This window comes from Bradyrhizobium pachyrhizi, from assembly GCF_001189245.1.
Classification (GTDB): domain Bacteria; phylum Pseudomonadota; class Alphaproteobacteria; order Rhizobiales; family Xanthobacteraceae; genus Bradyrhizobium; species Bradyrhizobium pachyrhizi.
Genome location: NZ_LFIQ01000084.1, coordinates 91,508 through 104,033, shown reverse-complemented (window position 1 = coordinate 104,033; position 12,526 = coordinate 91,508). Strand labels below are relative to the sequence as shown.

General features: G+C 64.6%; 8 protein-coding genes and 1 tRNA gene. 5 read left to right on the top strand and 4 right to left on the bottom strand.

All coding sequences use genetic code 11. The features are described from left to right. From AKL29_RS19265 to AKL29_RS19255, 3 genes are all read right to left on the bottom strand, one after another. Positions 1-852: tripartite tricarboxylate transporter substrate binding protein (locus AKL29_RS19265; protein WP_167350408.1), on the bottom strand; the 852-nt coding region annotated here is incomplete at its 3' end. Between the two features lie 73 nt (positions 853-925). Continuing rightward, positions 926-1,705 carry a histidinol-phosphatase gene (hisN, locus tag AKL29_RS19260; RefSeq protein ID WP_028332887.1) on the bottom strand — a complete coding sequence of 260 codons (780 nt, stop codon included), beginning with the start codon at positions 1,703-1,705 and terminating at the stop codon, positions 926-928. Positions 1,706-2,276: 571 nt separating this feature from the next. Then, on the bottom strand, positions 2,277-3,164 hold the full coding sequence (locus tag AKL29_RS19255) for an N-formylglutamate amidohydrolase (protein WP_028332888.1): 888 nt from the start codon (positions 3,162-3,164) through the stop codon (positions 2,277-2,279). Between the two features lie 305 nt (positions 3,165-3,469). On the opposite strand from AKL29_RS19255, the gene cpdR reads away from it, so the two are divergent. Further along, the gene (gene cpdR / locus AKL29_RS19250) at positions 3,470-3,829 is read left to right on the top strand and encodes a cell cycle two-component system response regulator CpdR (RefSeq protein ID WP_016843340.1); all 360 of its coding nucleotides are present in this window, start codon (positions 3,470-3,472) and stop codon (positions 3,827-3,829) included. A 78-nt stretch (positions 3,830-3,907) separates the two neighbouring features. Beyond that, positions 3,908-3,982 (top strand) — tRNA-Val (locus AKL29_RS19245). A 611-nt stretch (positions 3,983-4,593) separates the two neighbouring features. Here the strand turns inward: AKL29_RS19245 and AKL29_RS19240 are convergent. Then, on the bottom strand, positions 4,594-5,226 hold the full coding sequence (locus tag AKL29_RS19240) for a GNAT family N-acetyltransferase (protein ID WP_244482180.1): 633 nt from the start codon (positions 5,224-5,226) through the stop codon (positions 4,594-4,596). 53 nt (positions 5,227-5,279) lie between these two features. On the opposite strand from AKL29_RS19240, the gene AKL29_RS19235 reads away from it, so the two are divergent. The 3 genes from AKL29_RS19235 to AKL29_RS19225 all read left to right on the top strand — a co-directional run. Next, positions 5,280-6,194, top strand: coding sequence for a LysR substrate-binding domain-containing protein (locus tag AKL29_RS19235; protein ID WP_050385211.1), 915 nt, complete (start codon positions 5,280-5,282; stop codon positions 6,192-6,194). Positions 6,195-6,924: 730 nt separating this feature from the next. Then, complete coding sequence (locus tag AKL29_RS19230; protein WP_050385210.1) at positions 6,925-7,977, top strand: helix-turn-helix domain-containing protein; 1,053 nt, start codon at positions 6,925-6,927, stop codon at positions 7,975-7,977. 336 nt (positions 7,978-8,313) lie between these two features. Then, positions 8,314-12,526: beta strand repeat-containing protein (locus AKL29_RS19225; RefSeq protein WP_193395233.1), on the top strand; the 4,213-nt coding region annotated here is incomplete at its 3' end.

The window sequence follows — 12,526 nt, the reverse complement described above, 5'->3', positions numbered from 1 at the left end:
CTGCTTGACGATCGGATCGGCCATCGCCGCGGTGGCGAGCTGGTTCAGCCGGGCGAGGATCGCGGGCGGCGTGCGTGCGGGCGCGACCATGCCGTACCAGTTCTCGATGATCAGGTCTGGCATGCCGGCCTCGGCGGTGGTCGGCACGTCGGGTGCGATCGGCGCGCGTTCGCGCCCACCGAGCGCGATCGGGCGCAGCGCGCCCGCCTTGATCTGCGGCAGGATCACCGGCAGGTCGAGGAAGGTCATCTGCACCTGCTGACCCAACAGATCGTTCAGCGCCGGCGCAGCGCCGCGATAGGGCACGTGCACGATGTCGATCTTCGCCGTCAGCTTGAACAATTCGCAGGCGAGATGCGGCAGGCTGCCCGGGCCGGAAGAGGCGAAGTTGAGCTTGCCCGGCTGCGCCCTGGCGAGCGCGACCAGCTCGTTCATGTTCTTCGCCGGCACGTTGGCGGCGACCACCAGCATCTCCGGCACTGTCGCGACCAGCGTCACCGGCGCGAGGTCCTTCAGCGTGTCGTAGGCGACCTTTTCCATGCTGGGGCTGATCGCCAGCGCGCCGGCGCTCGCGATCGCCACCGTGTAGCCGTCGGGCGCGGCCTTCGCGACCGCATCGGTGCCGAGCACGCCGCCCTGGCCGGCGCGGTTGTCGACGATGACGGGCTGCCTTGCGAGCTCCGAGATCTTCTGCCCGATCACCCGCGCGATGATGTCGTTCGGCCCGCCGGGCGGGAACGGCACGATCAGCCGGATCGGCTTGGTCGGGAAATCCTGGGCGAAAGCCGTGACGGGCGCGAGAAGCAGGAGAACGGCTGCAAGCAGCCTGCCGCACATCGTCATGTCGCCCATCCCTGACTTTTCTGGTTGCGGTCAGGATGGGCGCAGATCAGACGCCCGGCAACTCAAGAATCAGACCGGGAACTCAGGCGTTCAGCAGCTTCATCGCCGCTTCGTGCACGCGCGGGTCGCCGGCCGCGATGATGCGGCCGCCGCTTTGTGCCGGCTTGCCGTCCCAGGTGGTGACGACGCCGCCGGCGCCGGTGATGATCGGGATCAGGCCGGCAATGTCGTAAGGCTTCAGCTCGGTCTCGACCACGAGGTCGAGATGACCGGCGGCGAGCATGCAATAGGAGTAGCAGTCGCCGCCATAGCGCGACAGGCGCGCTGCATTCTCGATGCGGCCGAAGCGGGCGCGGTCATCCGGATTCATCAGCAGCGGGCTCGTGGTGAACACAGTGGCCTCCTTGACCGAGGCGCAGCGCCTAACCGAAAGCCGCCGTTCGCCCGACGGGCCGGAGTAATGCGCCGAGCCGTTGTCGCCGGAGAAGCGCTCGCCGATATAGGGCTGGTGCATCATGCCGAATACCGGCGTACCTTTGTGCAGCAGCGCGATCAGCGTGCCCCAGATCGGAAAGCCGGCGATGAAGGATTTCGTGCCGTCGATCGGATCGAGCACCCAGACATAGTCGGCGTCCTCGCGCTCATTGCCGAACTCCTCGCCGACGATGCCGTGCTGGGGGAAGTTCGACTTGATCAGCCGCCGCATTACGGCTTCCGCCGCCCGGTCGGCCTCGGTGACCGGATCGAAATCGTTCGAGCTCTTGTTGTCGACCGAGAGCGAGGTGCGGAAGAACGGCAAGATGGTCTCGCCGGATGCGGTCGCAAGGCGGCCGATGAAGGCGGTGAAGTCGATGACCGTCACGGCATGTCCCTGAACTGCGCAAACGACGCGGTAGAAATCGGATGCGTTCTTGCCTAGCTCAATCCGGCGCGGCGCGCACGATTAACGGAGTGTTATCCAGCCCGATGACGCGGTTCCGGACTTTCGATTTGGCTTCGGATTCGAAAGCGCTCCGGGTCCCGGCCTCGATCACGAAGTTGCGAATTCTGGTATACAAGCTATGCGCAGAGCGCTGGCCGCCCAGGGCTTCCCTTGTAAAGTATTGATCCTACATAAGGAAAGCCGCTCCTGCCGGCCTGTTGCAGTTTCGCCAGACTTTCCAACATTACCCAAGAAATGTTTCGAAAGTTCTTGCGTTTTGTGCAGCGCGGTCGCATATTGTTGCGGTGCGGTAGCGCCTCGCGCTATCGCTGCCCTCCTTGGGCGTTTCCTCCCTAGACTTGGGCCGCTTGTTCATTCAAGCGGCCCTTTTTTCTTGGCTCATTGCTTCCGCGCGTGAATACGGAATCCAGTTTCGCGTCAGGCCCGGTCGCCAATTGAATTCCAAGTTCACGGCTTCGGTTGGCAACCGCGGTCCCGGCTGAACCGACCGCTACTCCGCGGCCGCCTGGAACGGGCCGAGATCGCCGAACGGGATTTTCGCCAGCGCATCCGCCAGGGTGGCAAAGTCGGCGGCCACCTGCGCGAAGCGCGGGCCGCGCTCGCGGCGGCGCTCATCCATGTAGACCGCGCGGTTGAGCTCGATCTGCACGGTGTGCAGGCCGCTCGCCGGATTGCCGTAATGCTCGGTGATGAAGCCGCCGGCATAGGGCTTGTTGCGGCCGATCGAATAGCCGAGCGAGCTCATGATCTCCTCGACGAGGTCGGGCAATAGCGGCGCACAGCTCGTGCCGTAGCGGTCGCCGATCACGACGTCGGGCCGGCGCGGCTCGTCGCGCGACACGCCGACCGACGGCATCGAATGGCAGTCGACCACGATCACGGCGCCGAACGCCTGATGCGCCTTGTTGATCAGCCGGCGCAGCGCGCGGTGATAGGGCTTGTAGAGCACCTCGATCCGGCGCAGCGCCTCATCGACGTCGAGCCGCTCGCGATAGATCTCCTGGCCGTCGCCGACCACGCGCGGGATGGTGCCGAGGCCGCCGGCCACCCGCATCGAGCGCGTATTGGCAAAGCTCGGCAGCCGCCCGGTGAACATGCGCGGGTCGAGCTCGTAGGGCTCGCGGTTCACGTCGACATAGGAGCGCGGGAAGTTGACCCGCACGATCGGAAAGCCGCGATCGCTGAGGCCCGCGATCAGCTCGTCCATGAAGGAGTCTTCGGAGCGCCGCAGCGACACTACGTCGATTCGCGCCGCCTCGAGGAATTCGGCCGGATAGACCGAGCCCGAATGCGGGGAATTGAAGATGATCGGCGCGCGCCAGGCCTGCGGCTCAACGATCTCGAACGGGGGCGACAACTCGCCAGCAAATTCGGTCATTCCCTTGGCGCCGTCCCTTGCGTCCGCCTCGCCCCGCAGCAACTGAGTCTGCCGGAAAAGCGGAGATTTATGGGCACGCATTGTCGGTAATCGCGATCATTCTGCCAAGTGAAAAGAGTGTGGTTTCAGCTGGAACGCGTCTTAAAAGCAGCAAATGCGGCACCCGGTTGATTCGATGTCCGGTTCAGTCCACAAATGGGTGGCGCGCATTTGCCGCTGGCTTGACGCAAATTTCACCCGAAATTTACCGTCTGTCGGGCTTACTGTTCGGACTGCTCCTCAAGCCGGATTCGACGATTCCTGCCATGCCGAAAATACTTCTCGCCGAAGACGACACCGATATGCGCCGCTTCCTGGTCAAGGCGCTCGAAAACGCGGGTTTCAAGGTCTCGCCGCACGACAACGGCATGTCGGCCTACCAGCGGCTGCGCGAGGAGCCGTTCGAAATGCTGCTCACCGACATCGTGATGCCCGAGATGGACGGTATCGAGCTGGCGCGCCGTGCCTCGGAACTCGATCCCGATATCAAGATCATGTTCATCACCGGCTTTGCCGCGGTGGCCCTCAATTCCGATTCGGAGGCGCCGAAAAACGCCAAGGTGCTGGCCAAGCCCGTGCACCTCAGGGAATTGGTCAGCGAAGTGAATAAGTTGCTGGCGGCCTGATTCGCCAAAAAACCTTCACTTTGTATCCTTGCCTGCCCCGCCGCCGTCCGTTATAGGGACCCGATCCAAATACGCTTTGGGTGCGTAGCTCAGCGGGAGAGCACTACCTTGACATGGTAGGGGTCACAGGTTCGATCCCTGTCGCACCCACCACGCTTCGCCCTGACGGGCTTCGCGTGGCGCAGCCACGCGGAGACCTTCAGGTCGAAGCGTGTCCGGCCTAGCTTGAACGCAGTGAAAGCGAAGACGGACGACGGCGCCGAAATCCAACGGGCGGAGGCGGGCCAGCGGCCGCGAGCTGCGGCTCGGCAAGCCGTTTCTTGATACCTCCATAAATCTCTCGACCCGAGAAGCGAGGCGACGAAGCAATCCATCGCTCGGCATATGCGACGGGATGGATAGCTTCGCTTCGCTCGCAATGACGGGGTTGGTTTCCGATTCAACCTGTCAAACAGCTTGTCGGTGTCATCACCCGTCGCATGCGGGTGACCCAGTATTCCGGAGACGTCCATGCTTGAGCCGAGAGGCCGCGGCTCCCTCCAGCCGTCGTCCCCGCGAAAGCAGGGACCCATACTCCGCGGCGGATGCTGTTGAAGGGATTCGTCGTTCAGTCATCGCGCAACAATGACCATTCGTGGTTATGGGTCCCTGCTTTCGCAGGGACGACACTGAGTGTGTAGCTCGACCGTTGAGTCATACACCCGCATTCTCGTGACATCGTTTTGTCCGAGCTTGGCCGCCGTTTTGTCCGAGCTTGGCCGCCGCTATGGAGGGCGGTCGGACGGAAGCCGGTAGCGCCACGTTTCGCCGGCGAGAACCCCGCGCTGCCGACGCACAACGGAGGGCCATTCGGAGCGAACCACGCTGAGGACCGCAGCATCGCCGGACGGCTCTTCATCGGCTGCGAAATATGCGCGAAGCCTGCCTTCGCAGCGGAAGCCGAGGTTGGCGTAGAGATCAAGCATATGCCTCAGGCGCCAGTCCAGATGCACCTCGGCCCGCTCGACCACGAGCACCTCGAACGCATACCGCGTCATCAGATGTGCAACGTGACTGACGAGCACGGCCTCATCCAGTCGCCCGATGCTCCAGATTGGAGCGAACGTCGCCCGCTTTTCGTGCCGGTCGATTGCGCCGAACCCGGACACGCCGAGCAGGTCTCCCGATTCAGCGGCCTCGATTGCGAACGCGGCCGCGGTGTCGACCTGGTCCCGTCCCGCCGCCAGGCGCGCGGTATTCGGCCGGTCAGATGTGCCGCGATCGAGCCGCCGCAGCATCGCTGCCTCGCGAAGCTGCTGTGCGCGCGAAGACTCCGGGCCGGTGATCCTGGTCAACAGGATGCGGTCGGTGGCGAAGCTTGGATGGTTGCTCGACGGGTACATGCCGTATTGACGCACCCGATGCGCATGCCGTCAAATGACTGGAACGCCAGTTCTTATGCAAATTGGTCATGCCCCTGAATCCAAGACATGTTGACCTGTTTCGAGAGGTCGTGCGCCACAACGGAATCACGAAGGCCGCCTTGAGCCTTCGGGTGGGGCAGCCTTTCATCAGCCGCGCGATCGCACGTCTCGAGCGCGAGATCGGCTTTGCGTTGTTCGAACGCGGGCGAGGCGGCGTCACGCTGACGCCGGAAGGCGAGATATTCCTGCGCGAGGTCGAAAGAAACCAGGCCGGCCTCGAGTATCTGGCGCGCGCCGCGCGCGGCATTCGCGAGCGCGGCAGCGGGACGCTCAGGATCGCGTGTCTTCCGGCGTTCACCTATTCGTTGATGCCGCAGATCGTCAGCAGCTTCCTGAGGAAGAATCCCGACATCGTCGTATCCGTGGCCGTCCACAGCCCCGAGCGCGTCTGGAGCCTGGTGGCCTCGGGACAATGCGACGTCGGACTGGCGCGGCCGCAGGCGGGGTTTGCCGCGGTCGACGACGAACTCCTCATGACAACGGAGGCGGTCTGCGTCTTGCCCCGCCAGCACCGGTTGCGCTCGAAGCGATCGATCGCAGCGCAAGATCTGCGGGGAGAGTCCATGATCGCAGCTTCCCCGAGCGCACCGCATCGATCCCGCTTTGAGCGCATCCTCGATGAGGCCAAGGTCGAGATCAAGACGGTCGCGGAGATCCAGTACAGCATGCAGCGTTGTGCCCTGGTTGCGCAGGGACTGGGTTTCTCGATCGTCGACCCGATCGTGGCCCGGGATTTTGCAAGCTCCAAGATTGTACTCAAGCCGTTCGTGCCACGACTGGAGATCGCCACCATGTTGCTGCTTCCTTCGCAGCGGCCGCGAAGCCGTCTCGCACTTCAATTCTGCGATCTGCTGCGCGCTGAAACCGCGCAGTACAGGAAGTCCGCGCGCGTGCAGGCTTGAGCAACAACCGCAGGGTTTTCTCTCGCGTTGCGCTAGGCATGATTTCGCGGGACGGCGCGAGCCGCCTGCGACGTAGTGCTCGCCGAAAAAATTCGACGGGCACTCGTGACTTTCGTCATCTCGACGCTCACATGTGAATGCCGCAGCGTGCGCGCGCATGTACGCCGCGCGCGTGTTCGATGCGTATGGGATTGCATTCACGTCGCACGCGGTGGATTGCCGCATGATTGGGCACGAGCGTTCGCAATGCGATCATGCGTGGGATTCTCGATATGACATCTACCGTGCTTAGGTCGCGCCTTTGCAGCGACATGCGTTTCTTCCAGGCGCGGAGATCGAGAAAATTTTCCGAAGACTCTGCGATGATGCGTTGCCCGATCGCATCGCATGAACGCAATTTTGGATTTCTGCACGACGCGCGTTGCCGCCCCTCTGGTTCTCGCGCAGATTGTTCTCTAGATCAATCGAGCCGACCCGTGACGGAGCATCCGAGCCGGACACGGCAATGACGCGACAATGATGAACGCCATGTGCGAGCACGACTGCCAGAGGAACCTGCGTCAACCCTATCGGGAGCGGCCGGCGTAAGCCGTCGATGTCCGATTCCCGAAATGCCTCTTCCTTGTCTCCCCGAAATTCGCCGGTCTGTGAGCGGCCGGCGACGCAACCTTGGGAATGCGCCTCCGTTGAGCCGACGTTCGTCGTTCGCGCCAACGGGGCACGAAAGTACATGCAAGAAGACGACAAGACGCCGGCACACGCAGCGCAGCGCCTGGAACACGTTCCCTTGCCGCGCGAGCCGCGGAACATCAGGGATGTAACCCCCGCGCCGCCGCGGCTGTTCTCGACACGACACTATCCGCCCTCGGAGCAGTTCGAGGTCTGGAAAACGCGGATGGCTTCGCTGGTCGACGTTGCGCCACCGGAAGGTCATAGCCCTGCGCACGGGTTCCTGGTGGAGTACCTGACCTGCAACATGGCCGATGTCGTCTTCACCTCGGGGCGATTCGCCGCGCAATCATTCGCCCGCGTCATCAAACCGTCGCATGGCGCGCCGGTCGACATCTGGTGGCTGTACCGGGTGCGCTCCGGCGAAGCCCGCTTCGAGAGCGCAGAGCGGCGGATTCACGCCGGGCCGGGCGCCATGTTCCTGATCTCGCTCGACGAGGATTTCCGCGGCAGCATCACGGACTATGACGGCCTGGTGCTGGGCTTGCCGCGCAAGTCGTTCGCCGATGTGGCCGATCAGCTCGACGGTGTTTGCAATATTCTGCTCGAAGGCAATCTGATCGAATTGTTGGCCGATTATCTCGACCGGCTCGAAACGCGCATCACCCTGATGTCCGCAGAGGAGTTGAGGCAGGCGGGGCGGGCGACCGCGCAGATGATCGCCGCATGCATCCAGCTCTCTTCGGACCGGCTGGAGCAGGCGCGCGGCGCGGTCGAGTCGGTGCTGTTCGAGCGTGCGCGTCTCTATATAGAGTCGCATCTCGGCGATTTCGATCTGACGCCGGACCGCATCGCGCTGCAATTGCGGATCTCGCGTTCTGCCCTCTACCGTGCATTCGAGAGCGTCGGCGGCGTTGCCGGCTACATCCTGCGTAAGCGGCTGCGCGCGGCACATGCAGAACTTGTCTCGTCCGCCGACAGGCAGGTGCAGCAGATCGCCTATCGCCACGGCTTCAAGCTGGCGTCCGATTTTGCCCGCGCCTTCCGCCGCGAATTCGGTGTCAGCCCGCGCGAGATGCGCGAACGCATGCGCCGTCGATCAACTAAAGGTTGAAAATTCGATAAAACACCTCACGGTGTATCGGCCAATCATTCAACTTGTGAGACGATCTGCGTGATATTTGGACGGCCTGCTGAGTGACGCTGGCAAAATTGTGTCTATCATTTTGCGACATGACGACTCGGGGCACATTGATGGGGCAGTCGAGCGAGCGCTGGGTGGCAAGATGCGCTCGTTGAATTCGACACATCGTTGGCCAGGACGGGACGATGATCGTGCGTACGATCATCGTTATTTTTTCGCGTGTGCGGCCGGCGGGCCCGCGCGTCGGCCCGGTCCATGGCGCGTCGCCTCCGGCGTCTTTTCAAGATGTCGCGAAAGGGGCGCACTATGGCTGTCGCACAAAACTCAACAAGATCGCTGAAGCGTCCGGGCCGCACCGGCTTCGTCCGGAGCTGGGTCGCGTCAAGCGATGCGGGCAGCCATTCGCTGCGGCGCCGGCTGCTGGCCGTGCTGCGGCAGGCGCATCGGACGCTCGGCATGAAGCGGGATCGATTGGGTCTCGGGACGTTGGGGGTCGGCAGGCCGGCGGTCGTCGCGATGCTGGCGATAGCGGGAGTCATGACCCCGCAGGCGGCGTTCGCGCAGGTTGCCATCGGCAACGGGGTTTTGAGCAATCCCGCCAACTGCACCAATCCCACTGCTGCAACTGCAGGCAGCACTGCTATTGGTTGCGGCGCCCATGCTGCCGGCGCCACCTCGACCGCCATTGGCGCTAATACCAATGCGAATGGCCAGAACTCCGTGGCGATCGGCGATTCGAACAGCGCAACCGGCGACGGTTCGATCATCGTGGGCTATTCCAACTCCGTGAATGGCTTGAATGCGATCGGTATGGGTGTGTTTGCGAACGCGACCGGCACCAACGCCCTCGCCATCGGTGGGAACGCGCACTCCACCGGGGACGGATCCTCATCCTTTGGCGTCAACACCACTGCAAATGGCGTGGGTGCCTTGGCGCTGGGCTCGACGGCCAGCGCCTCCGGTGGCGCCTCGATCGCCATTGGATTGTCCTCCGCTGCCTCATCTTCAAACGGTTCGGGCACGGCCATCGGCGTCAGCGCCAAAGCAAACGCCGGAGTCGGCGGCGGGTCTCCAATCGCCATCGGCACGAATGCCAATGCCAGCGGGACCGCGCCTGCCGGCTTCACGTTCGAGGCTGTTGCGCTTGGCACCGGTTCCGCCGCCACGGGGGCTTGGTCGACCAGCGTCGGCCCAAGCGCTTCAGCGACAGGGACAGGAGCCAGCGCCTTCGGAACGTCGGCCAATGCTTCGGCAAATCAGGCCACCGCCATCGGTAACGGGGCGAAAGCCTCCGCGGTCGGCAGCGCATCCCTAGGATACCTTGCCAATGCGAGCGGCGGCAACGCCGCCGCTGTTGGCATCCAGTCGGTCGCGTCAGGTACCAGCTCGCTGGCGGCCGGCAATCTCGCCGCGGCGTCGGCGGATTTCGCTGTTGCCTTGGGCAATCAGGCGCAGGCGCTGAGTACCGGAGGCTCGGTTGCGATCGGATCGGGCGCGGTCGTCAACAGTGCAGCGACGGGCGGCATCGCGATCGGCAACAATGCGGCATCCGCCGGCATCAGTTCGCTCGCGACCGGCGTTGGAGCCAGTGCCGCCGGCACAAGTTCGCTGGCGATCGGCACTGCCTCAAATGCGAGTGCCGCCGCCAGCACTGCGGTTGGCAACACAGCCGTTGCCAGCGGCCAAAACTCCTCCTCATTCGGGTCTGGAGCGCACGCGACAGGAGACAATTCTCTCGCGGCCGGCGTCAGCGCCAGCGCCAGCGGAATCGCCAGTACCGCACTCGGCATCGGCGCCAATGCGTCGGCTACAAGCGCCATCGCCATCGGCAACAATGCCGCGGCCAGTTCCGCCAACGCGGTGGCCTTGGGCACCAATGCGGTGGCCTCCGGCGGTCAGGCCGTGTCGATCGGCGCGAACAACGTCGCCTATGGCAACGGCGCCGTGGCGATCGGCGATCCCAGCTATGCCAGCGGCACCGGCGCCTTCACCGGCGGCGCGAACAACATTGCCAACAGTGACGGCACGGCGAGCGCCACCGCCGCCAACCAGGCCGCCGGCGCCGTCGCGATCGGCAACAACAACAAGGCGATCGGGCAGGGCTCGGTTGCGCTCGGCAATGGCTCGACGGCGGGCGCCGCCGGTCTTGCGGGCAATATCGCACTGGGTAACGGCGCCACGGCGGCGGCAAGCTCCGGCGATGTCGCGCTCGGCTCCGGAAGCGTCACCGCTGCCGCTGTCAACACGCCGAACACGGTGATCAACGGCACCACCTACAGCTTTGCGGGTACGACGGCGACCTCGACGGTCAGCGTCGGGGCGCTCGGCGCCGAGCGCACCATCACCAATGTCGCGGCCGGCCGCATCAGCAACTCCTCGACCGACGCGATCAACGGATCGCAGCTCTGGGCCACCAACCAGGCGGTCGACGGCCTCGCCACCACCGTCAACAACATCAGTACCGGCGGCGGCATCAAATATTTCCACGCCAATTCGACGCTGGCGGATTCCAACGCTGTTGGCACCGACTCGGTTGCGATCGGACCGGTGTCGACCGCGACCGGCAGCGGCTCGGTGTCGATCGGCAACGGCGCCACCGCCGCCAACGCCAACGACATCGCGCTCGGCTCGGGCAGCCAGACCACCACGGCGGTTCAAACCGCCAGCATCGTCATCGGTGGCAACACCTACAGCTTTGCCGGCACTACCCCGACCTCGACGGTCAGCGTCGGCTCGGTCGGCAATGAGCGCACCATCACCAATGTCGCGGCGGGACGGGTCAGCAACGGCTCGACCGATGCGATCAACGGCTCGCAGCTGTTCGCCGCGACGTCCGCGATCGACAGCCTGTCGACCGTCGTCAGCAACGGCCTGACGCATTATTATGGCGTCAATGACGGCGGCACGCAGCAGGCCAACTACAACAACAATGGCGCGACCGGCGTGAACTCGATGGCGGCCGGCGTGGCGGCCTCGGCGACGGCGGCGAATTCTACCGCGCTCGGCTTCAACACCCAGGCCACGGTCGTCGACGGCGTCGCGCTCGGTTCGGGGTCGATCTCCAATCGTGCGCTCGCGCCGGCGTCCGGCACGATCGGCGGCACCATCATCCCCTACAACACCACCGATCTCGCGCTGCTCGGCGCGGTGTCGGTCGGCAATGCGACGAGCTATCGGCAGATCACCAACGTGGCCGACGGCACCCAGGACAGCGACGCCGTCACCGTGCGCCAGCTGACCGGCGCGCTGACCTCGTTCGCGACCACGACGACGAAATACTTCCACGCCAACTCGACGCTCGCCGACTCGCTTGCGGTCGGCAACAATTCGGTCGCGGTGGGCCCCGCGACCGTGGTCAACGGCGACAACGGCATCGGCATGGGCTTTGGCGCAACCGTGGCGCAGACCGCCCCCGGCGGCATCGCGATCGGTCAGAATTCACTGTCTAGCTTCGCCGATTCGATTGCGTTCGGAACCAGCGCGCAGGCGAGCGGCGTCCAGTCGGTGTCGATCGGCGCCGGATCCCAGACCACCAACCCGACCAGCGTTGCGCTCGGTCCGAACGCCAAGGCGACGGCGCAGGCCGGCGACGTCGCGCTCGGTGCCAATTCGACCACACAGGCGGTGGTCGCGACGTCGAGCACCTCGATCGGCGGCACCACCTACAACTTCGCCGGCACGACGCCGACTTCGACCGTCAGTGTCGGCAGCGCCGGTGCGGAGCGTACCATCACCAACGTGGCCGCAGGCCAGATCAGCCAGACCTCGACGGATGCGATCAACGGCTCGCAGCTCTGGGCCACCAATACCTCGCTCGCCGCTCTCTACACCACCGTCAGCAACATCTCGACCGGCGGCGGCGGCGTGAAATATTTCCACGCCAATTCGACCGCTGCGGATTCCATCGCGACCGGCGCCGAGAGCGTCGCGATCGGACCGCAGTCGGTCGCGAGCGGGGCCAACGCGATCTCGATGGGCAACGGTTCTGCGGCGTCGGCCGACAATTCGGTCGCGATCGGCGCCGGTGCCAAGGCGACGGCGGCCAACTCGCTGGCGCTCGGCGCCAACGCCACCACCACGGCCAATCTGAGCGATGCGGCCTATACGCCTGTGGTCGGCAAGAGTGTCGCAGGGGTTGCGACCGGCGAAGTGTCGGTCGGCTCATCCGGCGCCGAACGCCGCGTCACCAACGTTGCCGCGGGCTCGGCGGCGACCGATGCGGTCAATGTCAGCCAGCTCCAGGCGGTTGCGTCGAGCTCGATCCGCTACGACTCCGACGGTTCGGGCGGCACCACCAACAAGCTGACGTTGAACAGCGGCGGTGGCGCGCCGGTGACGATCAGCAACGTGGCGCCGGGCGTTGCCGGCACCGATGCGGTCAACGTCAACCAGCTCAACAGCGCGTTCCAGCAGCTCAACGGCCAGATCGGCGAGGTGCGGCAGGACGCCTGGCGTGCGGCCGCGATCGGCATGGCCGCGGCATCGCTGCGCTATGACGACCGGCCCGGCAAGGTGAGCG

What these genes read in the sequence shown, in the direction of transcription:
- AKL29_RS19255 (WP_028332888.1), bottom strand. Translation starts at nt 3,164, where the DNA reads ATGACCGAATTTGCTGGCGAGTTGTCGCCCCCGTTCGAGATCGTTGAG.
- cpdR (WP_016843340.1), top strand. Translation starts at nt 3,470, where the DNA reads ATGCCGAAAATACTTCTCGCCGAAGACGACACCGATATGCGCCGCTTC.
- AKL29_RS19235 (WP_050385211.1), top strand. Translation starts at nt 5,280, where the DNA reads ATGCCCCTGAATCCAAGACATGTTGACCTGTTTCGAGAGGTCGTGCGC.
- AKL29_RS19230 (WP_050385210.1), top strand. Translation starts at nt 6,925, where the DNA reads ATGCAAGAAGACGACAAGACGCCGGCACACGCAGCGCAGCGCCTGGAA.